This window comes from Muricoccus vinaceus, from assembly GCF_042433125.1.
GTDB classification, from domain to species: domain Bacteria; phylum Pseudomonadota; class Alphaproteobacteria; order Acetobacterales; family Acetobacteraceae; genus Roseomonas; species Roseomonas vinacea.
In genome coordinates, this window is the sequence record NZ_JBHLVZ010000025.1 from 47,399 (window position 1) to 74,191 (window position 26,793).

Sequence of the window (26,793 nt, forward strand, 5' to 3'; positions counted from 1 at the left end):
GCGGCACCCGATCGGAAGGAAGGGCCCATGGCCGACACCACCACCGCCGCGGTGCCCTGGAACCCCAAGCGCGCCGCGCCGGGCGCCCTGGCGCGCCTGCTCGACAACAAAGCCTTTCTTGTCTTTCTCTGCCTGCTGCCGGCTGTGGGACTTCTGTTGGTCTTCCTCACCTATCCGCTCGGCCTCGGCATCTGGCTCGCCTTCACCGATACGCATATCGGCCGCGGCGGCGTCTTCGTGGGGTTCGAGAACTTCGAATCCCTCTGGTACGACAACGTCTTTTGGAACGCCGTTTTCTACACGGTCTTCTATACGGCGGTCGCCACGGTCCTGAAGTTCGGCCTCGGCCTGTGGCTCGCCCTGCTGCTGAACGAGAACGTGCCCTTCAAGTCGCTCATCCGCGCCATCATCCTGATGCCCTGGATCGTGCCGACCGTTCTCTCCGCCATTGCCTTCTGGTGGATGTTCGACGCGCAGTTCTCCATTATCTCCTACGTGCTGGTGGACGTGCTGGGCTGGCGCACGAGCTACATCGACTTTCTCGGCACGCCCTGGCACGCGCGCTGGTCGCTCGTTTTCGCCAATGTCTGGCGGGGCATTCCTTTCGTGGCGATCTCGCTCCTGGCGGGCCTGCAGACCATCTCGCCCTCCCTCTACGAGGCCGCGCTGCTGGATGGCGCCTCTTCCTGGCAGCGCTTCCGCAAGATCACCGCGCCGCTGCTCGCGCCCATCCTCTCGGTGGTGCTCACCTTCTCCGTGCTCTTCACCTTCACGGACTTCCAGCTTGTCTATGCCATCACCCGGGGCGGGCCGATCAACTCCACCCACCTGATGGCAACGCTGGCCTTCCAGCGCGGCATCCCCGGTGGCCAGCTCGGCGAAGGGGCGGCAATCGCCGTTTCCATGATCCCCTTCCTGATCCTGGCCACGCTGTTCAGCTATTTCGCGCTGTCCAACCGCAAGTGGCAGCAAGGAGGCTCCGATGAGTAACTCCACGGAGGAGGGCGCCATCCTCTCCTGGCAGTCGGCCCCGCGCCGGCTGATGACGGTCTACCTGCCGCTCGCGCTGTTCGTGTTCGTCCTCCTGTTTCCCTTCTACTGGATGACGATCACCACCTTCAAACCGAACGCCGAGCTCTACGACTACAAGAACTTCAACCCTTTCTGGGTGGTTCACCCCACCCTCGCCAACATCAACAAGCTCCTGTTCGAAACCGCCTACCCACGCTGGCTGATGACCACGATGCTGGTCGCGGTCTGCTCCACTGTGCTCTCGATCTTCGCCTCGGTGCTCGCGGCCTACGCGATCCAGCGCCTGCGCTTCCGCGGATCCAACGTGGTGGGGCTGGCGATCTACATCGCCTATCTCGTTCCGCCCTCCATCCTCTTCATCCCGCTCGCCACCATGGTCTTCCAGCTGGGTCTCTTCGACAGCCCGCTGGCGCTGATCCTCACCTACCCGACCTTCCTGATACCCTTCTGCACCTGGCTCCTGATCGGCTACTTCAAGTCGATCCCCTACGAACTCGAGGAATGCGCCCTGATCGACGGTGCATCCCGCCTGCAGATCCTGCGCCGCATCACCCTGCCGCTGGCCGTGCCAGGGCTGATCAGCGCCGGGATCTTCTCCTTCACGCTCTCCTGGAACGAGTTCATCTACGCCCTGGCCTTCATCTCCTCCTCCGAGAAGAAGACGGTGCCGGTCGCGATCCTGACCGAACTCGTGCAGGGCGACGTCTATCAGTGGGGCTCGCTGATGGCGGGCTCCCTGCTCGGTTCGCTGCCGGTCGCGATCTTCTACTCGTTCTTCGTGGACTACTACGTGTCGTCCCTCACCGGCGCGGTGAAGGAGTAGGATCAGCGCCGCGCCGCGCCGGCGCCCGGCCTGGTGGTCCCGTCACGCTGCGGGACCTCCACCGGGGTAATCTCCACGCGCGCGGTGCCATCCTCCAACATGCCAAGCTCCTCGGCCGTGCGAGGGCTGACATCGAGGATGCGCCCGTGCGCGTAAGGTCCACGATCCTCGATCTCCACGCTCGCCACGCGGCCCGTCTCCAGGTTCTTCACCCGTGCCGTGGTGCCCAGAGGCAGAGTGCGGCTGGCCGCGGAATTCGACCGCGTCGAGAAGCGCTCCCCGTTCGCCATGCGCCGTCCGTTCAATCGCCGGTGGTAATGCGAGGCCTGTCCTCGCTGCACGCGCCCGCTTGTGTCATCGCCCGGACGCGCGCGCTGTTCGTGCGGGTTGCGTTCCGCCGCCCCCGCCGGGACCGCGCCACCCAGCGACAAACCGATCACCGCGGCCCCGATTGCCGCCACGACGCTGGCCTTGACCATGTCAATTCCTCCTTCGCGTCTCCGCGGCGGCCCGGCAGCGGGTCGCCTTCATGCCGCGCAAAAACGCCGTGCCGCGCGGATGGATGCCACAGAACATGACATTGTCTGGTTCAAACCACGCCGCAGCCGGAACGTTGGGCTGTATCCTTTCAATGGTATCCCGCCGTGCGCACTGCGCTGATCGCCCTGCTCGTTGCAATTCCGTTCTCCGCATTCGCCCTTTCCGCCCTGGCGCAGTCCGCGGCGCCGGATCCCTCCGGCGGGGCGCGTCGCGGTCAGGCATCGGTCTTCGCCCCGGGCCTTGCCGGCCGCCGCATGGCGGATGGCGGCCGTGTCGAGATGAACTCCGACAGCGCCGCCAGTGCCGTCCTTCCCCTCGGCACCACCGCGCGGATCCGCAACCTCCGGAACGGGCGCGTCGCCATGGTGCGCGTGCGGGACCGCCTGCCCGCCAGCGGTGAGCGCATCATCAGCGTCAGCCCGAAAGTCGCGCAGTTCCTGGGCATGCCGGTGGACGGCGTCGCTCGGGTGGAGGTCGCCCCCCTGGCGGTGCCGCAGCGTGACGGCACCTTCCGCCTGGGTTCCGGCACCGCCCTGTCAGGCCGTCGTGCACAGGTCGTCCCGGCCGCGCGCTAGAACCAGCCTGCCCCGCGATTGACCGCGTGTGCAAAGGGGGCAAGGCTCACCTGCACCACGACGTCGGGTGGCGGAGCACCGATCGCCGCTCCGCTGCCGCAGGCGGCCGCGCACGCCGGAGCAGCCAGATGCCGAACATCCCCCTCACCATCGCGCTATCGGAGTACGATCACGTCCGCGACGTGCTGGACGGCACCGTGCCCGTGCCTGGTGCGGACCTCACCGTGCTCCGCATGCCCGTGGAGGAGATCTTCTACCGCTTCACCTTTCACCGCGAATGGGACGTTTCGGAGATGTCCTTCGCCAAGGTGGTTTCCCTGATGTCGCAGGGCGACGACACACTGGTGGCCATTCCCGTCTTCGTGTCCCGCATGTTCCGGCATTCCTCCTTCTACGTGCGCGCGGACAGCGGCCTGACCGATCCCTCGCAACTGGCCGGCAAGCGCGTCGGCGTGCCGGAATGGGCGCAGACGGCGGCGATCTACTCGCGCGGCATCCTGGCGCATCACCACGGCGTGGATCTCGCGAGCATCCAGTGGCACCAGGCCGGCGTGAACGATCCCGGACGGGTGGAGAAGGTGAAGCTCGATCTCCGCGGCGGCCTTCGCCTCACCCCCGTGCCGGACCGCTCGCTATCCGAAATGCTCATGGCAGGCGACCTCGACGCCGTGCTCTCGGCCCGCCCCCCTGCCCCTTTCCTGGCGGGCGATCCCGGCATCCGCCGCCTCTTCGCCGATTACCAATCCACCGAGGAGCAGTTCCTGCGGGACACCGGCATCTTCCCGATCATGCACGTCGTGGTCATCCGCCGCGACGTTTACGAGCGCAACCGCTGGCTCGCGCTGAACCTGATGAAGGCGCTTGAAACGGCGAAGGACCGCTCCCTCGCGCGCATGTCCGATATCACGCTGTCCTTCTTCCCCATTCCCTGGATGGCCGAGCGCGCGCGCCAGGCGCGCGCGCTGATCGGCGGCGATGGCTGGCCCTACGGCGTCGAGGACAACCGCAGGACCCTGGACGCCTTCACCACCTGGGCCTTTGAGCAGGGCGTCTGCCACCGCAAGCTGGAGCCGGCCGGGATCTTCGCGCCCGAGACGCGCAGCCGCTTCAAGGTCTGACCGCCGCGGGGCGCTATTCCGGCCTGATGCCGATCTCGCGGATCAGCGCCCCGTACTTCTCCGTGTCATGACGGATCAGCCCGGCGAATGCCTCGGGCGTGGTCACGAAGGGCTCCAGCCCTCCGCCTGCTTCCAGCCGCGCCTTCACGGCAGGATCGCCCAACGCCTCGTTGATGCCGCCCCGCAGCAAGGCCAGCACGGGGGCCGGCAGCCCGGCCGGCGCGAAGACGCCCAGCCAGATGACCACTTCGTACCCCGGGAACATCTCGCCGATGGTCGGCAGGTCTGGGAATGCCGGGGAACGGCGCGGCCCGGTCACCGCGATGGCCCGCAACCGCCCCTGCTGGATCAGCGGCGCGGAGGAAGTGCCCGAGAAAACCGCCGCGGTGTCTCCCGCAACCGTTGCCGTCACCGCCGGCGTTCCACCCCGGAAGGGCACGTGCAGCATCTGGATGCCCGCGCGCCGCATCAGCATCTCCATCGCAAGCTGGTGCTGGCTGCCCGAACCGCCGGAGGCATAGGCCAGGGGCGGGTCGCTGCGCCGGGCGAGCGCGATGAACTCCGCCAGTGTCCGTGCCGGCAATCCGGGGTTAACCGACAGCACGAACTGGTTCGACGCGACGCTCGCCACCGGCACGAGGTCGGTGGAAACATTGATGGGCGAGCGTTCATAAAGCGCGGGGTTCACGGTGATCACGGTATCCTGCGCGAACAGCAGCGTGTATCCGTCCGGCCGCGCCCGCGCCCCCGCCTCAGCCGCGATCTGCCCGTTGGAGCCCGCGCGGTTCTCGACCACCACGGGCTGTCCCAGCCTTTCGCCCAGCCGCTGCGCCAGGATGCGCGCGGCGACATCCGGCGCACCGCCTGGCGGGATGGTGACGATCAGGCGCAAGGCCCTGTCCGGATAGGGCGCCTGCGCGCGGGCGCTGGCATTCCCCAGGGCCATCGCAGCCGGTGCGGCCAGAAGGCGGCGTCGTCTCACGGTCCGAACGACCTCCCCATGTCTTTGCTTGGGCTCGATCCTAGGCGCTGCGGGAGGCCGGGACCAAGCCGCGCAGGCTGCCGCGCGGTCACTGTCGCTCGATGCGGGCCTCGTCGATCACCTGCGCCCAGTGCCGCGTTTCCGCGCCGAAGAAGCCGCGGAACTCCGCCGGGGAACTCGCGCCGGGGCTCACGCCCAGGTCGCGCAGGCGCGCGCGCAGATCCGCATTCGCCATCACGGCACCCACGGCCTGGCTCACCCGCTCCACCACCGCCGGCGGTGTCGCGGCCGGGGCCGAAATGCCGTTCCAGGAGCGAACGACATAGCCCGGCAGGCCCGATTCCTCCGCCGTCGGCGCGTCGGGCAGCAGTGGGAAGCGCTCCTTCGTCGCCATGGCCAGCGCGCGCAGCCGCGCCGCCTGGATCTGCGGCAGCACCGGCGGCAGGATTTCCGAGGCGATCTGCACATCCCCCGCCACCACAGCGTTCAGCAGGTCCGGCGTGCCGCGATAGGTGATCACCGTGGCCTCGATCCCCAGCATGGCGCGCAGAAGTTCCGCGCCCAGGTGCTGCGCGTTGCCCACGCTGATGGAGCCGATGTTGAGCCGCCCCGGATTGGCGCGGCCGTAAGCGATCGTCTGCCGGAGATCCCGCGGCTCGAAGCCGGGTGCCACCGCCAGCACATGGTCGAAGAAGGAGACGGTGGAGGCGAAGGCCAAGTCGCTCATCGCGTCATAGGGAAGGCGCTTGTACAGCGCGACGCCGGTGGCGGTGCTCGACGTGGTCCAGAGCAGCGTGTGCCCGTCGGGCGCGGCCCGCACCGCGGCCTCCGTCGCGACAATCCCGCCCGCGCCCGGCCGGTTGTCCACCAGCACCGGCTGGCCCAGCAACTCGGAAAGCCGTGGCGCCACCAGCCGCGCCACGATGTCCGCCACGCCACCCGGTGCGAAGCCCAGCAGCAGGCGGATCGGCTTGCTGGGATAGCCATCCTGCGCGCGCGCCCTGCGCAGCGGGGCCACCCCGGCCAGCAGCGCGCCACCGGCCAGAAGCTGCCGGCGATCGAAACAGGCCATGCGTCCTTTCTCCCTTCCTGGAGGCCGCGCGCTCTTCGGCGCGCTTGCCACGCGTGGTGTCAGGCAGCCGCCGCGTGCCCTGAGCGCAGGAGGGGGCGTATCTCGGCTGTGATCGCGGCCGGCGCCTCGATCGGCGTCAGGTGCCGCGCGCCCGGCAGCACCGTCAGCGTCGATCCCGGCACGGCCTCGTGGATCGCGCGCGCCATCTCCGGCGTGGTCGCGTAATCCTCCTCCCCGACCACCACGGCCACGGGCATCCGCAGGGTGGGAAGGCCCGCGCGAAGATCGGCATCGCCCAGCATGGCGCAGGTGGCGGCGTAGCAACCGAGGTCGTTGCGCAGGAAGGTCGCCGTGGTGGCCGCGACCACCTCCGGCCGCGCGGCGCGGAAGGCATCGCCGAACCAGCGCGTCGTTTGGAAGGCCGCCAGTCCCTGCAACCCCTCCGCCCGCGCCTTGGCCGCGCGCTCGCGCCACTCATAGGGCGCGTTCTCCCCATACCAGGCGGTGGTGTCGATCAAGGCCAGCGAAAGGGCGCGCTCCGGGTACCGCGCGGCGAAGGCCTGGGCCACGCAGCCGCCCATGGAGCAGCCGGCCACCGTCGCGGCCTCCCAGCCAAGATGGTCGAGCACCGCCGCCAGGTCACCGGCGAAAAGCTCGGTGGTGTAGGGTCCGCCTGGCTTCCCCGAGCGCCCGTGGCCGCGGCAGTCATAAGCGAGGATCTCCGCCTCGCCGCCCAGTTCCGCGATCACGCCATCCCAGAAGCTGCGGTCCAGAGCGAGGGAATGGATCAGCGCCAGCCGTGGCGCGCCTTCCCGCGGGGCGGGGTGGTGCGAGAAGGCGATGGCGCAGCCATCCGCCGCACGGGCCGTCCCCTCGCTCATGCCACCGCCTCCGGCAGCAGCGCCCCCGCGGCCGGCTCGTCCAGCGGCGCGTTCCAGGCGTCGTAGCCGTAAAGCCAGCTCGTGTCGTCGTTGCCGCCGCTCATCCAGGTGTTCGCGCTGGAGATCGCCTGGATCCGGGACGTGCGGGGCTTGCGATGCGCCTCGTAGCGTCGGAAGGCGCCCTCGATATCCGCGCCGCGCATGTCGGGTAGGCAGCGCGCCAGCACCGCCGCATCCTCGATGGAGGTCGCCGCCCCCTGCGCCATGTAGGGGGTCATGGGATGGCAGGCGTCGCCCAGCAGCACCACGCGCCCCTGGCTCCAGTTCGGCAGCGGCTCGCGCTCCAGGATGGCCCATTTGTGGCAGTCCGGGCAGGCGTCGAGCACCATGCGGACCTCCGGGTGGAAGCCCTCATAGGCCCGGCGCAACTCCCGCACGTCGCCCTTGGCGGACCAGGATTCCGGCGTCACCCAGTCGGCCGCCTCCGGCACGCTGGTGACGAAGTAAAGCTCGCTGCGGTCGGCGCGCGTGTAATAGATCACGATGTGCCGGTCCGGCCCCCACCACTTCGTGCGGGACGGCGTGATGCCCGAGGGCATCAGGGCGGAATCGAACACCGCGCGATAGGCGATGCGCCCGCGGTGGATCGGCGCATCGGGCCCGACGATGATGCCGCGCACGATCGAGTGCACCCCATCCGCGCCGATCACCGCATCGGCCTCCGCCGTGGTGCCATCGGCGAAGCGCAGCGTCACCGGCCCACCCGCCTGGTCCAGCCCCACCAGCTTCTTGTTGAGCTGGATGCGCTCCGTCGGCACGGCCGCGGAAAGGGCGTCGTGCAGGTCCGCGCGGTGCATGCAAAGGAAGGGCGCGCCGTAGAGGTCCTCCGGCATGGGAAGCTCGCGCTTCACCTCGCCCGTGTCCCACACGCGGTTGAGGTGCGAATGCGGCATGAAGGCCACCTGGCGCAGCCGCTCCTCCACGCCGATGCCGCGCAGCACCTTCATGGAATTGGGCAGCATCTGGATGCCCGCCCCGATCCGCCCGAAGCGCGACGCCTGCTCATAGACCTGGATGTCGAAGCCGGCCTGCAGCAGCGTCGCCGCGACGGCCATGCCGCCCATCCCGGCGCCCACGATGGCGATGGAAGGCTTGTTCTGTGCCATGACGTTCCTCTCCGGCCCGTTCGGCCCGTGGCGGCACCCCCGGTGGAGCCCGCCGGCGGTTGATCCGCGCAACCAGATTCAGTCCTCGTCAGAACAATGTAAAATATATCCTTCCTACCACTTCGGTAGGTTTCGGGTATGCTAGGAGGAAGGAGGCCCCATGGAGCTTCGCCACCTCCGCTACTTCGTCGCGATCGCCGAGGAAGGCAGCGTCACCCGCGCCGCCCATCGCCTCGGCCTGCAACAGCCCCCCCTCAGCCAGCAGCTTCGCGCGCTGGAGGAGGAGATCGGCGTGCCCCTGTTCGACCGCGAGCCGCGCCGCGTGACCCTGAACGAGGCGGGGCGCCTGTTTCTTCGCAGCGCCCGCGCCATCTTGGCGGAGGCGGGCGAGGCCGTGGAGCAGGTCCGCCGCTTCCACAGGGGCGAGGAAGGCCAGGTGGCCATCGGCTTCACCTCATCCGCCTCCCTCCATCCCCTCGCCCCGCGCCTGATCCGCGGCTTCCGGGAACGCTTCCCCCTGGTCCGCTTCGCCGTGGAGGAAAGCGAGACCTATGCCCTTCTCCTCGCGCTGGAGCAGCGGCGCATCGACGTCGCCCTGCTGCGCATCCCCGTGCCGGGCGCTGCGGCGCTGGCCAGCCACACGCTGGCCAGCGATGGTCTGATGGCGGCACTCCCCCGCGCGCACCCGCTGGCGGCGGGCGAAGGCGACCTGCCTCTCGCCGCCCTGGCCGGGGAGCCCTTCGTGCTCTACCGCCGGACGGACGGTCCGGGCATCTACGACGCGCTTCTGGGCGGGTTGCAGCGGGCGGGCTTCCGGCCGCGCGTGGTGGATGAGGTGTCGCGCATCATCGCCGCCATCAACCTCGTCGCGGCCGCGCGAGGCGTCACCATCGTCCCGGCCTCCATGCAGGTGCTGCACCGCGAGTCCGTGGTCTACCGCCCCCTCGCGCCCGGGCCGCTGCCGCCCCTGCCGCTCAATCTCGTCCACCGCCGCGACAACCCCTCCCCGGCAGTGGCCAACTTCGTGGAGGCCGCCATGGCCGTGGCGGGGACGGAGGGCCGCGCATCCCCGCCGGGGCGGAACGCGGAGCAGCCAGTTCCTTGAGGAAACCCCATCCCGCCGCAAGCTCCGCTTGAATCCGCCGCGCCACGGGCGCTTCCATTTCCCGGGGGCACAATCCCCGGGAGGACAACACATGCTCAGCCAGAATGGCGGGAACCGCCGCGCGCTGATGAAAATGGCCGGCATCGGCGCGGGCGCCGCGCTCACGGCGGGCACCGCCACCGCGCAGGCGCCACCGCCCGCCACGCCCCAGGCCGCCGCCAGGGGGCAGCGCCTGCGCAACATCGACGTGACCACCATCGTCACCACCGCCGGCCCCGGCCTCGGCATCCGAACGTCCCGGGGCGTGCTGGACGTCGCGGCGGCCGAGCGCGGCCTCCGCCAGGGCCTGCCCGTCACCGCCACCGACCTGATCCTCGGCCGCGGCAACGTCGCCGCCCTCGGCGCCCTGCTGGCGGATAACGGCGCCCGCATCCCGGCCGGACACCTGGTTCCCGAGGCCTCCGTCCGCTTCGGCAACATCCTGGACGACCCGCCCAAGATCATCTGCGTCGGCCTGAACTACGCGGCCCACGCCGCCGAGGGCGGCAACCCGCCGCCGCCCGAGCCCATCCTGTTCAACAAGTACAACACCACCCTGAACCACCATGGCGGCACCATCAAGGTCGCCGGCGAACCCGCCAGCCAGTGGGACTACGAGGCCGAGCTGGTGCTCGTGATGGCCGAGGGCGGCCGCGACATCCCCGAGGCGCGCGCCCTCGACCACGTCTTCGGCTATGCCAGCGGCAACGACTTCACCGCGCGCGACCTGCAGCGCAAGTCCACGCAATGGATGCTGGGCAAGACCCTGGACGGCTCCGGTCCCTTCGGGCCCTGGCTCGTCAGCGCCGACCAGGTGGACGTGAACAACCTGGACATGAAGCTCATCCTCAACGGCGAGGTCCGGCAGAACACCAACACCAGCCGCATGATCTTCAGCTGCGCCCAGATCATCGCCTACTGCTCGAAGCACTTCACCCTGGAGCCCGGCGACGTCATCTTCACCGGCACCTGCGAGGGCGTGATCGCCGGCTACCCGCCGGAGAAGCGCATCTGGCTGAGGCCGGGCGACCGCATGGTGACCTCCATCCAGAAGATCGGCGACCTCGAGGTGACGCTGGTCTGACCGCCCCCGCCTCGTCCGGCACGCGCCGGAGGAGGCGACCCCTCGTCCAGGGCGCCGGATCGCCCCCGCCGCTGGCCATCCCGGCGCTTCCCACCCTAGGGTGCCGCAAACACAGCGGGAGGGCGGAGCATGCCGCGCGACGAACCGGGGCCCGGACGGGCCGAAGCGATGGACCGGCCCCAGCCGTCCGGAGCCCCTGACAACCGCGCCTGGGGCAGCGACGCCATCGCGGACGTGCTGCGCGCGCTGGACATTCCCTTCATCGCGCTCAATCCCGGTGCCAGCTACCGCGGCCTGCACGACAGCCTGGTGAACCGCCTGGGCAACACCGCCCCGCAGATGCTGGTCTGCCTGCACGAGGAGCACGCGGTCTCCCTCGCCCAGGGCTACTACAAGGCCTGCGGGCGCCCCATCGCCGCGGCGCTGCACAGCAATGTCGGCCTCATGCACGGCACCATGGCCATCTTCAACGCCTGGTGCGACCGCGTGCCCGTGCTGGTGATCGGCGCAACGGGCCCGGTGGACGCCGCCCGCCGCCGCCCCTGGATCGACTGGATCCACACCGCCCAGGACCAGGGCGCGCTGATCCGCAACTACGTGAAATGGGACGCCCAGCCCGCCTCTGTTCCCGCCACGCGGGAGGCGCTGCTGCGCGCCCACCAGATCATGACCACCGCGCCGCGCGGCCCCGTTTACGTCAACATCGACGCCGCCGTGCAGGAAATGCCGCTGGACAGCCTGCCGCCTCCGCCCGACGCGAACCGCTACCGCGCCCCCCCACCGGCGGCGCCCGATCCCGCCCTCCTGGCCAACGCCGTCGCACTCCTGTCCGGTGCGAAGCGGCCCCTGATCCTGATGGGACGCGTCGGCCGCACGGAAGCCACCTGGGCGGAGCGCCTGCGGCTCGCCGAACACCTCAGGGCCAAGGTGGGAACCGACCTCAAGCTCCCCGCCAGCTTCCCCACGGATCATCCGCTGCACCTCGGCGCCCCCGGCACCTTCGCCTCCCCCTCCCTCCAGGCCGCGATGCGCGAGGCCGACGTGATCCTGGCGCTGGACTGGGTGGACCTCGGCGGCACCCTTCGCTCCGCCGGCGCGGAGGAAGGCGGCCCGCAGGTCGTGCTCGTCTCCCCCGACCAGCGCGTCCACAACGGCTGGAGCTTCGACCATGGCGGCCTGCCCCCGGCCGACCTCTACTTCGACAACGAGCCGGATCCGTTCGTCACCGCCCTGCTCGCCGCGCTCCCCGGGGACAGCCCGCCGCCGGCAGCCGCCGCCGGGCCGCAGCCCCCCGCCACGCCGTCCGAGGGCGGGCTGACCATCGCGGGCCTCGCCGCCTCCCTTCGCCGCAGCACACCGGGGCGCGAGGTCACCTTGATCCGCGTGCCGCTGGGGTGGGACGGCGCGCTCTGGCACTTCCGCCACCCGCTGGACTATCTCGGCCAGGACGGCGGCGGCGGCATCGGCAGCGGGCCCGGCATGGCGGTTGGCGCGGCGCTGGCGCTGCGCGGCACCGGGCGCCTGCCGGTGGCGGTGCTCGGCGACGGCGACACCATGATGGGGCTGTCCGCCCTCTGGACCGCCGCCCATTACCGCGTGCCGCTGCTGGTGATCGTTTCCAACAACCGCTCCTTCTTCAACGACGAGGTCCACCAGGAGCGCGTGGCGAAGGAGCGCGGCCGCCCCGTGGAGAACAAGTGGGTCGGCCAGGCCATCTCCGACCCGGATCCCGATTTCGCCCGGCTGGCGGAAGGGTTGGGCCTGCTCGGCATCGGCCCGGCCACCGACGAGGCCGCGCTCGACGCCGCCCTGGCCCGCGCGATCGCGCATGTGGAGGCCGGCGGCACCGCCCTGGTCGATGCCCGCGTCGCCCCGGGCTACGCGCCGTCCATGGCCTCGGCGCTGACGCGGGAGCCCAAGCACACCTAAGCCGCGTGAATCAGAGGGAGGAAAGAAGGCGAATGCCTGACCAACAGCATCCGCGTGGAGCAGGACCCCGCATCACCCGCCGCGCCGCGGCATGGCTGCTCGGCGCCCCCGCCCTGCTGCCGCGGCGAGGGCTGGCCCAGCCAGCGCCGGGCGCCACGCCCTGGCCCGCCGACAAGCCGGTGCGGCTGGTGGTCACGCTGGCCGCCGGCGGCACGGCCGATTTCCTGGCCCGCAGCCTCGCCCAGCGCCTGCAGGAGATCACCGGCAACACCTTCGTGGTGGAGAACCGAACGGGTGGCAGCGGCGCCGTCGGCTGGCAGGCCGCCGCCCGCGCGGCGCCGGACGCCACCACGCTGCTGGTGATGGACAACTCCCTGCCCATCGCCGCCGCCGCCGGACGCGACATCGGTTTCAACCTGGCGCGGGACCTGGAGCCGGTCTGGCTGCTGGCGCAATACGCGCCCATCGTGCTGGTGAACCCCAGCCTGCCGGTGACGGACCTTCCGGGCTTCGTGGCCTATGCGAAGTCGCGCCCGGGGCAGCTCTTCTACGGCAGCAACGGCATCGGCAGCGTCACCCACCTGCAAACCGAGCTGCTGCAGGCCGCCACCGGCATCCAGATGAACCATGTCAGCTACCGCGGCATGGCTCAGGCCGCGACCGATCTGGTGGCCGGGCAGGTGCAGCTGATGCTGCCGGTCTATCCCACCGTGGCCGGCCAGATCCGTGCCGGCGCGCTCAAGCCGCTGGCCGTCGGCACCGAGGGCGGCCGCGTGCCCGTCATGCCGGAGGTCCGCAGCGCGCGCGAACAGGGCATCGACTTCGCCGAACAAACCTGGTTCGGCCTGATGGCCCCGCGCGGCATGCCGCCCGAACTTCTCTCGGGCATGCAGGCCGCCCTGGCCGCCGCCTGCGCGGGCGATGCCTTTCGCCGCCGCCTGGAAGAAGCCGGCGCCACCGTGCCCGACGGGAAGGCCACGCCCTTCCGGAACACCGTGACACGGGAGGTGGCGCTCTGGACGCGGGTGCTGAAGGAACGGGAAATCAAGATCGAGTAAGGGCGGAGCCATTCCGCAGGGAGCCCAGGGCCACGACCCTCAGCTTGAGGCTCAGATTCGAGTTCAGAATAATGTCAATATCAAAATTATCTTTTTCGTCGAAAAGTGAATTCACTCTTGCGTGATCGACGTGTGGAAGGCATATTTCGGAACGCGGCGACCCGGTCCTCCGGGTTGCCGGTCTCCTGTACGTTTCCTCCCAAATCAACTTGGCGGCGCTTTCGGGCGCCGCCATTTTTTTCCTATGTCAGGCCCGACCGGTGGGTCTCGCCGGCCCCGCCCCACAGCTCCCGCCGGTACCGTGCGAAGCAGGCCGCACCGCATTCCAGCCGCATCAGCGCACCCTCCGCGATCGCGGGCGCGAGCGAAGGATCGGCGGCCACCAGGGGATGGATCGCCTCCGCGTTCCACGCCGCCGAGTGCTTCACGTCCAGCACCGCGTGCAGATCGAAATAGTGCCGGTCCCCCGTTGGAACGCCGAGGCGCTTGAGCCCCGCCGCCACTAGCGCGGCCCGCCCTGGTGCCGTCTGCTCGATCACGCCCAGCGCGCCGACGGACTGGTAGGCGTAGCGCCGGTTGGCCGCCAATCCCGCCATCACGTTGGCCAGCGCCAGCGACTCCCACACGGTGGTTTCCACGCGAGGCTCCAGCCCCAGCCGTCGCGCGAGCGTTTCCAGAAGCGGCCCATGCATGCCCTTGGGATTGCCGCGCCCCATCTCGTCCCAGTAGTTGCGCGCGATCTCCAGCTTCGGCCGGGTGGGCAGCTTCACCTGGGTCAGGGCCGAAAGGTCCTCGAAGCCCGCCTCGCCCGCGACCTCCTGCGTCAGGAACCAGCACATCTCCGCCATGGTGGCGCGCTCGGCCAGCCAGGGGAAAAGCGGGTCATCCTGTCCGGGCCCACCCTGTTCCAACGCCTCGAACCAGGCCACGAAGCCATCGGCGTCGCGCGGGGCCTCCGCCGCCCGTCCGGCCACGGCAGCACGGCGCGCCTCCAGGAACTCGCCTTCCTCATGCAGCCAACCGGCCGCGCGATCCACGTCCCGGTGCCAGTCCGCCGAGGGCAGGCCCGGAGTGAAGCGCTCCTCGTTGAACGCAGCCAGGCTGCGCTGCAACTGCTCCTCGCCGGGGAAGCGCGCCATGTCAGCGCCCGTGAACCCACCTTCGGGCATAGTCTCACTCCCTCCTGTTAACCGTCAGGACCACGGCAGCGATACGGTCGGCCCCGGCATAGGCCGGGGTTTCCAGTTCCTCGCCAAAGACGTCCGGATCCATCTCGCGGTAGCGCCAGCGCGCGCCGCTGCCCGCAAGTCGCTCCTCGGCGGCGGAGCGGAAGGGGTCTTCGCCCTTCACGACAGCGGCACCGGTGTAGAGAACCAGCGTCCCGCCCGGCGCCAGGCGCGCCAGCGCCGCATCCAGGATCGCGAGCGACAGCCCCGCCCCGAGATCGCCGCCCCCGTGCCGGTAGGCGCGCTGGGCGGGATCAACGAGATAGGGCGGGTTGGCGACCACAAGGTCGAACTCTCCCTCCACCCCACTCAGCAGGTCGCTGTGCCGGGCCTCGGCGTTCGATGCCCCGGCCAGCACCGCGTTCACCCGGGCCAGGCGCAGCGCCGCGCCGTTGATGTCCACCATCGCGACCGCCGCGTCCGGCCGCGCCCGGGCCACCAGGATGCCCCCCGGCCCCGCGCCGCAGCCGATATCCACCGCCCGCCGCACGGGCGCCTGCCTGCGCTCAAGCTCCGCCAGGATGGCGTTGGCGAAGCGGTAGGTATCCGGCCCGAAGAACACCGCATCCGCCTCGGCCGTCGGGAAGGCAGAATGGAGAAACAGCATCCCCTCCAGCGATGACACCCGCAGAAGGCTCCGCAGCATCCCCCCGGCTTCCGCGAGAACGCCGCCTGCCCGCATGAGGTCGAGCATGGGGGGCGGCAGCAGGTTCGGCCGGAAAGGACGGCTCCAGCCGAAGACGTCGCGCAGGTTTCGCGCCTCTGCGTTCCCGGGGCGGGCATTGACGCGCGCATGACTCAGGGGAGTGGCGGTGACAAAGCCGTAGCCGCGCTCGGCCAGGGACCGGACGAGTGTCACCAGGGCCTGGTCGGCGGGCGGCAGGGAGGGATCGGGCATGCAGCGTGTTACGCCCAGCAGAAGGAACGGTTGCCACCCGGCCGGAAGGGTGGCCCCTCGGGCCGGTGCGCGCCCCGCCCGAACCCGATGCCCACTTCATCGCCCGGCCCATCCCGCGAACAGCCCAGCGACATGCACCATGCGCCCGCCCATCGGAGCCAGCACCGACGCGATCTTCCCGACCTCGTGCACCGGAACCGTTGCCTCACCCGCGCCCAGCCCCACGCGACCAGCATATTTGCCGGGTCCCAGCGATCCCCGGCTGTTCCTTGGAAATCCAACTCATCGCCAGCGCCATCAACGCCGCCCCTGGGCCTCGGCCCCGCGCTCACGGCGTCCGGCGGTGGCTACAACACGCCCGATGGCACCGCCATTCGCAACGACGTCCACGTCACCGACCTCGTTGCCGCCCATCGACGCGCCACGGAGGTGGTGAAGGACAACCATTCGCGCCGTTACAAACTCGGCAGCAGCGCGGGCACCGCAGTGCAGGGCGACCCCGGTAGGCAGGAGGAGACGACTCCGCCCGGCGGCCTGAAGGCGTCTGGCCTCCCATCACATGGCATGACCCGGGTCCGGAGAGTGGGGATGAGCACGCCGCCGCCTGTTCACGTTGGGGTTGCGGGCAGACCAACCTATTTCACTATCGCGTGAGTTTTCCATTGATCAGCAACCGGTGCCCAGGCTAAATCACGACGACGTGATCATCCCGTACAGGCTGCCATGAACGCCTCCCGCAAGGTTCCCGCCCGGCTCTCCCGGGAACTGTTCTCCTTCCTCCGGCGCCTCCTCACGGCCTCAACCTACCGGCCGGAGCGCCACTACATGCGCGGGGGCCGGCAGCCCGGATCCCGGTCCACCTTCCTGGATGACGCCCTCTAGGTCTTCATCGACGAGGCGGGCGTGACGTCGGTTCATTCTCCGGACCAGCGTCAGCCCAGTGGAACAGACAGGCCACGGCGAACAGCCCAAGCCTCACACCGCCAGGGCAGGGCCGTCCCGCCGGGCCGATAGCGCCCAGCGAGACGACCAGTCTGGTCCGGACGCCGGCGGATAGGGGCAACAGCCTTCCGGTTCGTGGACGGGTGCGCGGCCACCGAACAGGTGCATCGCGGCACGAACGCACCGTGGCGCAGGCCGATGCCCTCCAGTGGATCATAGCGAACGTCCACAGGCCTTCAGGATCGTCCCGAAGAGGGCAGAGATAGCAGCCGGTCAGTGTCCCACCCGTCCGTGGTTGCCCAGGTGCCTTCGCCGGCCCTGCCCTCCCGCTGCCGGGGTGGCGATGTGTGCTTCCACTCCGTCACACCCCTGTTGCCCGAATTTTCCGGGTGCTGCCCTCCCCGTCAGGCATGGCACCGCGGCCAAGGAGGCTGAGGCGGCAACCCTGCAGGCGCGCATCGTTCATGAAGTGGCCAGCGCGTCGGAGGCCCCATACGCTGGCTGGACCAGCAGCAATCCCCTGGCAAACTTGCGCCTCATCCTGGACCGACCTGCGGCCCCAGCGCCCGGACATGTGCCAGCCGCCGACGTGACTCGTGAGAACGGGGAAGCCGCCCCTGCCCCCTATGGACCACACGTCCTGCGGCCCTTCACGGAAGGCAGAGCAAGCCCTGCTCCAATGCGATCCAGACCGCACAGGCAGCCCTGATCCATCCAAAGAATGTCACTTCCAGCCGGTCTCTTAAGGTTTGCGGTCGGCGGCCGGAAGGAGCAGCGTTAACGCTGCTTTTCGGCGATACAGCCGCTGGGGCCGCGCTCCGGAACAGCATCTGCCTCACGAAGTGCTTGCCCATGAACGAAGCTCGGCTGCGGGGCTTGGTCGGGTACCAGGCCGGCAACTTGAGTGATTCACTCACTGGCCCTAAACTAAACCGATAGTTGCAATACATGGAAGAAGAACAACCAAAGGATGGCTTGGGATGAGATCACAAGCGGACACCCTCCACTGCAACACCCAGGGCTTTCCCATCCTGGAGGATGTCCGAACTGAGTGGACCACGCAGGAGGATCTCACGGGCAATCCACTCAGAGGCCTCTTCTTCGGGATTCTCTTCGCCCTGCCGTTCTGGGGTCTGTAGATCGCCAGCATCTTGTGGCCTTGGCGGTAAGGCACCTGCGCCCCGTCCTCTCCGCAGCGCAGCGCGATCGAGCAGATCATCGGGAACCGCCGGTCGGAGAGCGTCATTGCCAGGGTGCCGCGGATCGCTCGCGCCACCCCTGACGCGAGCCACGAGACCACACATCGGTAAGGCAGAACCGCGCATCCACGCGACTGGGCGGCGAATGGTTGTGACGCTTCCTATCCCAGCCCGGTGCATGCCTCCTCCGCGCGCACGAACCAAACGGGAGCGGTTCCCAGGCCGCGTGTTCCGGTGGTCCGCGTCACCGGCTCGGTCAGCCGCTTCGCTTCCCGGATCAGGCGCCAGGCCGCTTTCCGGGCGGATGCCGGGCCAGCATGCTCACCTCAACCTCGGAGAACAAGGGCGGTTCACGACCGACCCAACGCGGTGCGCTCGCCCCGTTGTGAGCGCTGCGGCAGAACAGTCATCGGGTTCGAAGGCGCATCACCCGAAAGGGTGGGCTGCGACCCGCTGCAGGACAGGATGGACGATTAAAGCGAGCGCGGTCCACGGCCGAGTACCGCCATGGCTGCTTCGTAAGCCTCCTCCGCGCTGCGGAAGCCACCCGGCCCCGTCCGGATCGTCTCGTCATCCCTGGTGATCCGCCAGCCCCACCCAGCTGAGCCGAGGCCTCGACGCTCGACCACGACCTCGGGCGGAGACGACAGGGGGAGGAGGTGGTGAGGAATGACGTTCATTGCACCCAGGCGAGCACGGCCCACTCCCCGCCTGAACCCAGGAGGGTGTGGGAGTCATTGTGAAGTAGAACAGACGGACCGCCGACTAGCCGGCGAAATCGACGCCGGCTGGCGTCCCCAAGGGGATTCGAACCCCTGTTACCGCCGTGAGAGGGCGGTGTCCTAGGCCTCTAGACGATGGGGACGTGGCCTGCGGGAGCGGCCTTCTATCCGGCATCCCCGAGGTGATCAACCCGGGTCGGGCGGTTTTCTCAGGGTCTTTTTCGACAGGGGATGCCGCCCCTCCCGGCACGCGTCGGAGCAGAAGCGCACCGCCTCCCAATCCCGCGCCCATTTCTTGCGCCAGGCGAAAGGGCGTCCGCAGGCGGCGCAATCCTTCTCCGGCAGGTTCGGCTTGCGGTGCGCCACGCCCTCACTCCCCCAGCCGGACCTCACCCACGGCCTGGCCGCTGCGCGTGTCCAGGAGCACCACCCTTTCCCCGTCGGGCCGCTGCACCCAGACCGCCACCCGCCCATCCGCCCCGGGCGCGATTCCCCCGATCCGCGTGCCCGCGGGCTGGCCCAGCGTCATCACTGCCGCCACCGGCAGCGAAGGCGTGGCCTTGCCCGCGCGCTGGATGATCAGCACAACCAGCGTGACGCTGGCCGCGATGATCAGCACCCCCATCCCAATGACGAGCACCTTGAGCGCGCGCACAGACCCCTCCGACCCGGTGACCGGCCCCCTTTCCTTCACCGCCACCCCCGAACAGGCGGGCGGACGGCTGGACAGGGCCTTCGCGGGCATGGGCGGTCTCTCGCGTTCCCGCGTCAAGGTGCTGGTGGAGGGCGGGCACGCCGCGCGCGACGGCACCACCACCACCGACCCCTCCGAATCGCTCCGCGCCGGAGCCGTCTACACCCTGACGGTGCCCCCGCCGGAAACCGCCACCCCCCTGCCCCAGGCCATGAACCTTTCCATCCTGTACGAGGACCGCGATCTCATCGTGCTGGACAAGCCGGCCGGCCTCGTCGTCCACCCCGCCCCCGGCCACGCGGACGGCACGCTGGTGAACGCCATCCTCGCCCATGCCGGGGATGAGCTTTCAGGGATCGGCGGCGAGAAGCGCCCGGGCATCGTCCACCGCCTGGACAAGGACACCAGCGGCGTCATGGTCGTCGCCAAGTCCGAGGCCGCCCACCACGCCCTGTCCACCGCCTTCGCCGAGCGCGACCTGGACCGGAGCTACCTGGCCCTGACCTGGGGCACCCCCTCACCCGTGACGGGCAGCGTGGAGGCGCCGGTCGGCCGCCATCCGGCGGACCGCAAGCGCATGGCGGTGGTCGCCCGCGGCAAGCACGCGCTGACCCACTACGCGACGGAACGCGCCTGGGGCGCGGCCTGTGCCCTGATCCGCTGCCGCCTCGCCACCGGCCGCACGCATCAGATCCGCGTCCACATGGCCCATCTGGGCCACCCCATCGTGGGCGATCCCGTCTATCTCCGCCGCACGCCCGGTGCCGCCCGCCTGCTGCCGGAGGGCGCGCGCGATGCCCTGCTGTCCTTTCCGCGACAGGCGCTGCACGCCCAGTCCCTGGGCTTCCGCCACCCGGTCACGGGCCAGCCCCTTTCCTTCTCATCTCCCCTCCCGCCGGACATGGCTGCCCTGATCGCGGCGCTGGACACCCCGGAAAGGGCCTGATCGAAGGAAGAACAAGGCCGGAACCCCGCGCTGTAACAATACCGTTTCAGTACGGTTTTGCTTGCATTCCGGCCGGTCTTAGATTACAACCCTGTCAGCTTCCGCAGCGGGGTGCCTCAGAAGGGCTCCACCCGAAACAACCCCTCTCCCTCGTCCGATCGGGCGAAAACATCGGGACGGGCGGGCGTTCTTGGTGGGCTCAGGGCCCAGCGCGCGAAGGCAAGGCCTGGATCTCCCGGGCCACCGCTCAGCCGTTAGCGTGCTCGCCACCCCCGGGGGCAGCCCGGCTGGTTCAGGAGGCAGTTGCTTATATGGCTTCCACTTCGATGATTCCTATCGCCCCCGAGGGCAACCTCTCCCGCTACCTGCAGGAGATCCGCAAGTTTCCGATGCTGGCGCCGGAGGAGGAACTGAACCTCGCCAAGCGCTGGCGCGACAGCCAGGACGAAGGCGCGGCCCACAAGCTCGTCACCTCGCATCTCCGCCTCGTGGCGAAGATCGCGATGGGTTACCGCGGTTACGGCCTGCCCGTCGGCGAGCTCATTTCCGAAGGCAACGTCGGCATGATGCAGGCGGTGAAGCGCTTCGACCCTGACCGCGGCTTCCGCCTGGCCACCTACGCCATGTGGTGGATCCGCGCCGCCATCCAGGAATACATCCTGCACTCCTGGTCGCTCGTGAAGATGGGCACCACCGCGGCCCAGAAGAAGCTGTTCTTCAACCTGCGCCGGCTGAAGGGCCAGATGGCCGCGCTGGAGGAAGGCGACCTGAAGCCCGAGCAGGTCGAGAAGATCGCGCGCGTGCTCCAGGTGCCCGAGCAGGACGTCGTCTCGATGAACCGGCGCCTCGCCAGCCCGGACAACAGCCTCAACTCCCCCATCCGCGCCGACAGCGAGGGTGAGTGGCAGGACTGGCTGGTGGACGAGGGCGAGAGCCAGGAAAGCGAGCTGGCCGAGCGCGAGGACATGTCCAACCGCCGCGACCTGCTCAATGGTGCGCTCAGCACCCTGAACGACCGCGAGCGCCACATCCTGATCGAGCGCCGCCTCAAGGACGAGCCGACGACGCTGGAGGAGCTCTCCCAGCAGTACAACATCTCGCGCGAGCGGGTGCGGCAGATCGAGGTGCGTGCCTTCGAGAAGCTGCAGAAGAACATGAAGACCCAGATCGTCGAGCGCCGCCTCGCGGTGACCTGACGACCGGCCTGACGAACCGAAGGGGGCGGCGGAGCGATCCGCCGCCCCTTTTTCATGCGCCCGGCCGGGCTTCCGGCCTCTCGTCGCCCTCCTCCCCGCCAGACAGCAGCAGCGCCACCCCCGCAAGGCAGGCGATCCCACCGGCCAGGAACACCGCCGGATAGCCCGCCACCACTGCGATCAGCCCGCCCAGCGGCCCGGACAGCCCGAGGGCCGCGTCGAAGAAGGCGGAGAAGCTTCCGATCGCCAGGCCGCGGCTCGCCGCCGGCACCCGCCGCACCACCTGCACGCCCATCGCGGGAAACACCAGCGACACGCCCGCCCCTGTCAGGGTCGCCCCAAGCACCGCCAGCACCGGCCCGGGCGCCAGCCAGAGCATTCCCTGTCCCAGCGCCTCCACAGCGAGGGAAACCAGCGCCACGCGCCGCCCGCCCACCTTGTCCGGCATGTGCGAGAACAACAGCCGCACCAGGATCACGCCCACCCCGAAGCCTGTCAGCGTCAGGCCCGCGCCTTCCCAGCCGCGGCTGGCGAAGTGCAGCGCGACATAGGCGCCGAGCAGGGCCTGTGGCGCCGCGCTCAGGCACAGCACCGTCCCTTGCCGCCAGATCAGCCCGAGCACCCCGAGGAAGGAGGCGCCCACCCCGCGCGCCAGCGGCGCCACGGCCCGCAGCGGCAGCACCACCGCAAGCCCGGCCAGTGTCGCCACCCCCATCCCCGCCGCGACGCCGGCGAAGCCGAAGCTCCGCATCAGGAACAGCCCGGCGGGCGCCCCCAGCCCGAGAGCGGCGAAGATCGCGATCCCCTGCCAGGTCATCACCAGCCCCGTTCGCGCCGCGCCGAGCCGCGCGATCGCCCAGGTCATCGCCCCCGTCAGCACCAGGCTCTCGGCGGGTCCCATCACCAGCCGCCCGAACACCAGCACGGCCAGCGCCGGCACGGGATCGGCGATCAAGGTGGAAACGAAGCAGGCCAGCCCCGACACGCCCGCCAGCGGCAGCCCCAGCAGGACCGCCCGCTTCGAGCCGGAGCGGTCCGTCATGCGCCCCGCCCATTGCCGCGTCAGGATCGTGCCCAGGGATTGCAGCCCGATCACCCAGCCGGCGGTGAAGAGGCTGAACCCCATTCCCTCGTGCACGTGCTGCGACAGCACGGGAAGCGGCAGGGCGACGGCGAAGAAGGCCACGAAAACGATGAGGGGATAGGGTGCCAGGGCGCGTGCGGGAACGGCAGGGGACATGGGCGCCTCGGTTGCGGCCGTGCGGGCCCGGCGGCGCCCCAGCGGCGGTCAGAAACAAGGGCGCCGCGCGGCCGGTTGGCTCCGGGCGCCCTTTTCCCTGCCGGCCAGGCACGGGTCAAGCAAGGCACCGGCGCGAAGGCGAGGGGCGCCCGCGGCCCGGCCGCCTCTGCCAGCCCGGCCCCGCCCCTCACCCAGCCTGGGAAGGATCCGGCCCCCGCGTCGGCGCCGGCGGCTGCGGCATCTCCACCGGCCGGCCCTCGGACGCCGAGCGGTAGATCGTGACCATCAGCTTCTGGTCCTGCAGCCCTTCCTCGCCCGGCGTATGCGGCCGCCGGTCGGTGCGGATGCATTCGGAGAAATGGTCGATCTCCAGCGCGAACTGGTTCTTCGCCTCCATCCGCCGCTGCGTCCGCGCCGTCAGGCTGCCCGCGCGCTGGGACACGTACATCTGCTGCCCGTGATAGGCGAAGGCATCCGGCATCTCCACCGTCCCCCGCTCGAAGTGCAGCGTCATCGACTTGTCGTTGAACGCATCATACTGCGTCAGGCAGTTGGCGATCACGCCCGAGGGATAGCGCAGCATGAAGGACGCGCTTTCCTCGATCTCCGACCAGCGGGGGTCGCCCGGCGGGGAATAGGTGCGGGCAAAGACATCCACCGGCTCCTCCCCCGTTAGGTAGCGGGTGGCGTTGAGGCAATAGAGCCCGATATCCGGCAGCGCCCCGCCGCCCGCCAGGCGGTGGTTGAAGCGCCACTGCGCCACCTGCCCCTGGGATTGCGTGTTCACGGCCTGAATGGAGCGCAGCTTCCCCAGTTCTCCGCTGCGCACGATCCGGATGGCCTCGCGGTTATAGGGCTCGTACTGGCAGCGATAGGCGATCATCAGCTTCACCCGCGCGCGCTCGCAGGCCGCGACCATCTCGGCCGCCTCCTCCACGGTGGCCGCCATCGGCTTCTCGCAGAGCACGTGCTTCCCGATCGCCGCGGCCCGCACCGTGTATTCGCGGTGCATCGCGTTGGGCAGGCCGATATAGACCGCCTTCACATCGGGGTTGTCCCGCAGCTTCTCCATGTCCTCGTAGGAATGGACCGCGCTTTCTGGAATGCCGTAGCGCCGCGCCACCTCCCGCGCCTTTTCCGGGCTGCCGCTGACCAGCGCGACGGGGCGGGACTGCTTGGCTTCCCCGAAGGCCGGCAGCGCCTCCTCCACGCTGATGCGGCCCAGGCCGATGATGGCGTAGCCGATGCGCTCACCGGGTGGCAGCGGGTTCGGCGTCGGGCCGGAGGGCGTGTCGGCCTCGCCGCGCCAGTTGGGAAAGCGGATGCGTCCCTCGGCCACGCCACCCAGATCCGTCTCGGTCGGCGCGGGATAGCCGGGCGCGCCGGCCCCGCCCAGCGCCAGCCCCGCGGCCGTCAGCCCGCCCGCGCGCAACAGGCCGCGGCGGCTCGCCCCATCGGTATCCTGGGCCATCTCGTTCTCCGGTGTGAAAGGGGAGCCCGAAGAACGCCGCGGCGGGCGCCGCCGTTGCGCTGGGCGCACCGCCGTCCCGCGCCCGCCCGATACGCCATGCCGATGCCGCCCATTCGCGGCCAGGATTGGCTCCGCTTGCGGGCATGACCCAGATTGAAGGGAAAGGAACCCCGCCCATGCCCGACACCAACCCCGCTCCCCAACGCCAGCCCGTCACCGCCCCCGCGGGCCTGAGGATCGGCCACACCCACCTCAAGGTCTCGAACCTGGACCGCTCCCTCGCCTTCTGGCGGGACGTGATCGGCCTGGAGGAAACCACGCGCTACCCCGGCGCCGCCTTCCTTTCGGCGGGCGGCTACCACCACCACATCGCCCTCAACACCTGGGACAGCGCGGGCGGCCCGCCCCCCGCCCCCGGCACCACCGGCCTCTTTCACGTCGCCCTGCTCTACCCGGACCGCGCTTCCCTTGCCCGCGCGGTGCGCGCCGTGCTGGAGGCGGGCCTCCGCCTGGACGGCGCCTCGGACCACGGCGTGTCGGAGGCCATCTACCTGCACGACCCCGATGGCAACGGCGTGGAACTCTACCGCGACCGCCCGCAGGCGGACTGGCCGCGCAACCCCGACGGCTCCCTCCACATGTTCACCCGCCGGCTGGACCTCGCGAACCTTCTCGCCGAAGCGCCCCAGGCCTGATCGCGCGGCGGCGCTCAGCCGCCCCGCGCCAGGGCCCGCACGTCCAGCACCGCCGCCGCGAAAGCCTCCGGCTTCTCCTGCGGAAGGTTGTGCCCGCCCCCGGGCACGACGCGGTGCTCGTGCGGGCCGGCGAAGCGCCGGGCGTGCCCGGCCGTGCCACCCCCCGCCAGCACCCCGTCCGCGCCGCCGTCCAGCGTCACCGCCGGCACCGGGATGGCCGGGTGCGCGGCCAGCCGCGCCTCGATCCCCTCCAGCGACGGATCACCCGTCACCAGCCCGAAGCGATGGCGGTAGGAATGGATCACCACCTCCACGAAATCCGGGTTGTCGAAGCTCGCGGCCGTGCGCTCGAAGGTCGCCTCGTCGAACCCCCATTCCGGCGACCAGAGCCGCCACAGCAAGCGGCACAGCCCGCGCCTGTCGCGCGCCAGCCCCGCCCGCCCCCGTTCGTTGTGGAAGTAATACTGGTACCAGAGCCGCAGCTCGTCCTCGGGCGGCAGCGGTTCCCCCGACCGGGCGATGTCCTGGATGTTGTAGCCGTTCTGCGAAACCAGCCCCGCCACCCGCTCCGGCCAGAGGGCCGAGGCGATGCAGGCCGCCCGCCCGCCCCAGTCATACCCGGCCAGCACCGCCCGACCGATCCCCAGCGCGTCCAGCAGGTGCAGCAGGTCCCGCCCCAGCGCCGCCTGCTCCCCCGAGCGCAGCGTATCCGGCGAAAGGAAGCGCGTCTCGCCATAGCCCCGGAGCCAGGGCACGATCACCCGCGCGCCCTCGGCCGCCAGCACGGGCGCCACGGCGTCATAGGCGCGGCCGTCATAGGGGAAGCCGTGCAGCAGCACCGCCGGCCAGCCGCCGGGATCGCCGCTTTCCTCATAAGCGACGCGCAGCACCCCCGCCTCGGCGAAGCGCGTCGCCGCCATCACGCCACATCCGCCGCCGCACCGCGCGGCAATCCTGTTTCCGGCGCCAGCACCGGCGGCGACGCGTCCAGCGGCACGCCCCAGGCATCGTAGCCATAAACCCAGTCCGCGTTGCCGCCCGCGCGCAGCCAGTTGTTGCCGCGCGACCCCACCTGGATCTCCGCCGTCCGCCCCATGCGCAGCGCCTCGTACCGCCGCAGGGCGCCCGGCACCTCCCGCACCCCGCCGAGGCATCGCGCCAGCACCACCGCGTCCTCCACCGCCTGCCCCGCCCCCTGTGCCATGAAGGGCAGCATCGGGTGGCAGGCATCGCCGAGCAGCGTCACCCGCCCGCGCGACCAGGACGGCAGCGGATCGCGCTCATACAGCGCCGTCTTCAGCACGCTGTCGCAGGCCGCCAGCAGCGCCCGCGCCTCCGGGTGGTAACCCGCATACTCCGCGCGCAGCTCCTCCACGCTTCCCGGCAGCGTCCAGCTTTCCTCCCGCCAGCTGTCCTGCGGGGCGGTGGCGAAGATGAAGATCTCGCGCCCGGCGCTGATCGGAAAGGTCACGATCTGGCTCTGCGGGTTCGGCCCCCACCACTTGGTGAACTGGTCCAGGCGCGGCAGGTCCAGCGCCGCCCGCGGGACCACCGCGCGATAGGCCACCACCCCCGTGAAGCGCGGCCGCTCCGCCCCGAACAGCGCCGCGCGCACCGCGGAATGAATCCCGTCGGCCCCGACCAGCACCGACACCGCCTCCGCGCTCCCATCGGCGAAGCCGATCCGCACCTCCCCATCCGCCTCCCCGACCGAGGCGACGCGCCGCCCCAGCCGCACGCATCCGGCTGGCAAGGCCGCCTCCAGCGCGGAAAGCAGGTCCGCCCGGTGCAGGGTGAGCTGCGGCGCGCCGTATTTCGCCTCCGCCTCGTCCGACATCGGCAGGCGCGAGGTTTCCTCCCCCGTGTCGAAGGTGCGGCTGACCCGCGCGCTCGGCCGCGCACCATGCTCGCGAAGCGCGGCGCCGATCCCGATGCCGTCCAGCGCACGCACCGCGTTGGGGGTCAGGTTGATGTCGGCGCCCACGCGCCCGAAGCGCGCGGCCTGCTCGAACACCACCACCTCGTGCCCCGCGCGGCGCAGGGCGATGGCGGCGGTCATGCCCCCGATCCCGCCGCCCACGATCCCGATGCGTTCCATGCCAGGCCCTCCGCCCGCCGGAGTGTTCGGCCGAATGCGGGCGGATGGGAAGGCCCGGGCGC

25 protein-coding genes and 1 tRNA gene are annotated in these 26,793 nt (G+C 70.3%); 12 read left to right on the forward strand and 14 right to left on the reverse strand.

What is annotated here, in order from left to right; translation table 11 throughout:
• Window positions 1-27 precede the first annotated feature (27 nt).
• Complete coding sequence (locus tag ACFFIC_RS11590) at window positions 28-990, forward strand: carbohydrate ABC transporter permease (protein ID WP_377050396.1); 963 nt, start codon at window positions 28-30, stop codon at window positions 988-990.
• Window positions 983-1,855, forward strand: coding sequence for a carbohydrate ABC transporter permease (locus tag ACFFIC_RS11595; RefSeq protein ID WP_377050398.1), 873 nt, complete (start codon window positions 983-985; stop codon window positions 1,853-1,855). Before ACFFIC_RS11590 ends, ACFFIC_RS11595 begins: the two co-directional genes overlap by 8 nt.
• A gap of 2 nt (window positions 1,856-1,857) precedes the next feature.
• Here ACFFIC_RS11595 and ACFFIC_RS11600 read toward each other — a convergent pair whose 3' ends face one another.
• Entirely contained in the window at window positions 1,858-2,334 is a 477-nt protein-coding gene (locus ACFFIC_RS11600) for a septal ring lytic transglycosylase RlpA family protein (RefSeq protein ID WP_377050400.1), read from the reverse strand.
• Window positions 2,335-2,499: 165 nt separating this feature from the next.
• Here ACFFIC_RS11600 and ACFFIC_RS11605 point away from each other — a divergent pair, with 165 nt between their 5' ends.
• A complete protein-coding gene (locus ACFFIC_RS11605) occupies window positions 2,500-2,970 on the forward strand; it encodes a septal ring lytic transglycosylase RlpA family protein (protein ID WP_377050402.1) in 471 nt (156 codons plus the stop codon).
• A gap of 128 nt (window positions 2,971-3,098) precedes the next feature.
• Window positions 3,099-4,088 carry a substrate-binding domain-containing protein gene (locus ACFFIC_RS11610; RefSeq protein ID WP_377050404.1) on the forward strand — a complete coding sequence of 330 codons (990 nt, stop codon included), beginning with the start codon at window positions 3,099-3,101 and terminating at the stop codon, window positions 4,086-4,088.
• 13 nt (window positions 4,089-4,101) lie between these two features.
• Here the strand turns inward: ACFFIC_RS11610 and ACFFIC_RS11615 are convergent, their stop codons facing one another.
• The 4 genes from ACFFIC_RS11615 to ACFFIC_RS11630 form a co-directional block, all read right to left on the reverse strand.
• Window positions 4,102-5,070: a Bug family tripartite tricarboxylate transporter substrate binding protein gene (locus ACFFIC_RS11615; RefSeq protein ID WP_377050406.1), complete on the reverse strand. Its 969-nt coding sequence runs from the start codon at window positions 5,068-5,070 to the stop codon at window positions 4,102-4,104.
• 88 nt (window positions 5,071-5,158) lie between these two features.
• Window positions 5,159-6,142, reverse strand: a complete 984-nt coding sequence (locus tag ACFFIC_RS11620; protein ID WP_377050408.1) for a tripartite tricarboxylate transporter substrate-binding protein — start codon at window positions 6,140-6,142, stop codon at window positions 5,159-5,161.
• Between the two features lie 59 nt (window positions 6,143-6,201).
• The gene (locus ACFFIC_RS11625) at window positions 6,202-7,023 is read right to left on the reverse strand and encodes an alpha/beta fold hydrolase (RefSeq protein ID WP_377050410.1); all 822 of its coding nucleotides are present in this window, start codon (window positions 7,021-7,023) and stop codon (window positions 6,202-6,204) included.
• Window positions 7,020-8,189 (reverse strand): FAD-dependent monooxygenase, encoded by a 1,170-nt coding sequence (locus ACFFIC_RS11630; RefSeq protein WP_377050412.1) that lies wholly within the window; start codon window positions 8,187-8,189, stop codon window positions 7,020-7,022. Before ACFFIC_RS11630 ends, ACFFIC_RS11625 begins: the two co-directional genes overlap by 4 nt.
• Window positions 8,190-8,349: 160 nt before the next feature.
• Here ACFFIC_RS11630 and ACFFIC_RS11635 point away from each other — a divergent pair, with 160 nt between their 5' ends.
• The 4 genes from ACFFIC_RS11635 (at window position 8,350) to ACFFIC_RS11650 (ending at window position 13,404) form a co-directional block, all read left to right on the forward strand.
• Window positions 8,350-9,294: a LysR substrate-binding domain-containing protein gene (locus ACFFIC_RS11635; RefSeq protein ID WP_377050414.1), complete on the forward strand. Its 945-nt coding sequence runs from the start codon at window positions 8,350-8,352 to the stop codon at window positions 9,292-9,294.
• 91 nt (window positions 9,295-9,385) lie between these two features.
• The gene (locus ACFFIC_RS11640; protein WP_377050416.1) at window positions 9,386-10,417 is read left to right on the forward strand and encodes a fumarylacetoacetate hydrolase family protein; all 1,032 of its coding nucleotides are present in this window, start codon (window positions 9,386-9,388) and stop codon (window positions 10,415-10,417) included.
• A gap of 129 nt (window positions 10,418-10,546) precedes the next feature.
• A complete protein-coding gene (locus ACFFIC_RS11645; protein WP_377050418.1) occupies window positions 10,547-12,346 on the forward strand; it encodes a thiamine pyrophosphate-binding protein in 1,800 nt (599 codons plus the stop codon).
• Between the two features lie 32 nt (window positions 12,347-12,378).
• Window positions 12,379-13,404, forward strand: a complete 1,026-nt coding sequence (locus tag ACFFIC_RS11650) for a Bug family tripartite tricarboxylate transporter substrate binding protein (RefSeq protein WP_377050420.1) — start codon at window positions 12,379-12,381, stop codon at window positions 13,402-13,404.
• Between the two features lie 242 nt (window positions 13,405-13,646).
• Here ACFFIC_RS11650 and ACFFIC_RS11655 read toward each other — a convergent pair whose 3' ends face one another.
• On the reverse strand, window positions 13,647-14,543 hold the full coding sequence (locus ACFFIC_RS11655) for an iron-containing redox enzyme family protein (RefSeq protein ID WP_377050422.1): 897 nt from the start codon (window positions 14,541-14,543) through the stop codon (window positions 13,647-13,649).
• Window positions 14,544-14,577: 34 nt separating this feature from the next.
• A complete protein-coding gene (locus ACFFIC_RS11660) occupies window positions 14,578-15,528 on the reverse strand; it encodes a methyltransferase (RefSeq protein ID WP_377050424.1) in 951 nt (316 codons plus the stop codon).
• Between the two features lie 1,922 nt (window positions 15,529-17,450).
• Here ACFFIC_RS11660 and ACFFIC_RS11665 point away from each other — a divergent pair.
• Complete coding sequence (locus ACFFIC_RS11665; protein WP_377050426.1) at window positions 17,451-17,609, forward strand: hypothetical protein; 159 nt, start codon at window positions 17,451-17,453, stop codon at window positions 17,607-17,609.
• Window positions 17,610-18,458: 849 nt separating this feature from the next.
• On the opposite strand, the gene ACFFIC_RS11670 is transcribed toward ACFFIC_RS11665, so the two are convergent.
• From ACFFIC_RS11670 to ACFFIC_RS11680, 3 genes are all read right to left on the reverse strand, one after another.
• Window positions 18,459-18,534 (reverse strand) — tRNA-Glu (locus tag ACFFIC_RS11670).
• A gap of 43 nt (window positions 18,535-18,577) precedes the next feature.
• The gene (locus ACFFIC_RS11675; RefSeq protein WP_377050428.1) at window positions 18,578-18,757 is read right to left on the reverse strand and encodes a DUF2256 domain-containing protein; all 180 of its coding nucleotides are present in this window, start codon (window positions 18,755-18,757) and stop codon (window positions 18,578-18,580) included.
• 4 nt (window positions 18,758-18,761) lie between these two features.
• Window positions 18,762-19,046: a DUF6476 family protein gene (locus ACFFIC_RS11680; protein ID WP_377050430.1), complete on the reverse strand. Its 285-nt coding sequence runs from the start codon at window positions 19,044-19,046 to the stop codon at window positions 18,762-18,764.
• Between ACFFIC_RS11680 and ACFFIC_RS11685 the strand changes: the two genes are divergently transcribed.
• Window positions 19,021-20,031: an RluA family pseudouridine synthase gene (locus tag ACFFIC_RS11685; RefSeq protein ID WP_377050432.1), complete on the forward strand. Its 1,011-nt coding sequence runs from the start codon at window positions 19,021-19,023 to the stop codon at window positions 20,029-20,031. The genes ACFFIC_RS11680 and ACFFIC_RS11685 overlap by 26 nt on opposite strands.
• Window positions 20,032-20,342: 311 nt before the next feature.
• Window positions 20,343-21,227, forward strand: coding sequence for an RNA polymerase sigma factor RpoH (rpoH, locus tag ACFFIC_RS11690; RefSeq protein ID WP_408906651.1), 885 nt, complete (start codon window positions 20,343-20,345; stop codon window positions 21,225-21,227).
• A 52-nt stretch (window positions 21,228-21,279) separates the two neighbouring features.
• Here the strand turns inward: rpoH and ACFFIC_RS11695 are convergent, their stop codons facing one another.
• Both ACFFIC_RS11695 and ACFFIC_RS11700 read right to left on the reverse strand, forming a co-directional pair.
• Window positions 21,280-22,467 (reverse strand): MFS transporter, encoded by a 1,188-nt coding sequence (locus ACFFIC_RS11695; protein ID WP_377050436.1) that lies wholly within the window; start codon window positions 22,465-22,467, stop codon window positions 21,280-21,282.
• 187 nt (window positions 22,468-22,654) lie between these two features.
• Window positions 22,655-23,938: a Gfo/Idh/MocA family protein gene (locus tag ACFFIC_RS11700; protein WP_377050438.1), complete on the reverse strand. Its 1,284-nt coding sequence runs from the start codon at window positions 23,936-23,938 to the stop codon at window positions 22,655-22,657.
• A 176-nt stretch (window positions 23,939-24,114) separates the two neighbouring features.
• On the opposite strand from ACFFIC_RS11700, the gene ACFFIC_RS11705 reads away from it, so the two are divergent.
• A complete protein-coding gene (locus ACFFIC_RS11705) occupies window positions 24,115-24,633 on the forward strand; it encodes a VOC family protein (RefSeq protein WP_377050440.1) in 519 nt (172 codons plus the stop codon).
• A 14-nt stretch (window positions 24,634-24,647) separates the two neighbouring features.
• Here the strand turns inward: ACFFIC_RS11705 and ACFFIC_RS11710 are convergent, their stop codons facing one another.
• Both ACFFIC_RS11710 and ACFFIC_RS11715 read right to left on the reverse strand, forming a co-directional pair.
• On the reverse strand, window positions 24,648-25,553 hold the full coding sequence (locus ACFFIC_RS11710) for an alpha/beta fold hydrolase (protein ID WP_377050442.1): 906 nt from the start codon (window positions 25,551-25,553) through the stop codon (window positions 24,648-24,650).
• Window positions 25,553-26,731 carry an FAD-dependent monooxygenase gene (locus tag ACFFIC_RS11715; protein ID WP_377050444.1) on the reverse strand — a complete coding sequence of 393 codons (1,179 nt, stop codon included), beginning with the start codon at window positions 26,729-26,731 and terminating at the stop codon, window positions 25,553-25,555. The genes ACFFIC_RS11710 and ACFFIC_RS11715 overlap by 1 nt, the downstream gene beginning before the upstream one ends.
• Window positions 26,732-26,793: the final 62 nt, after the last annotated feature.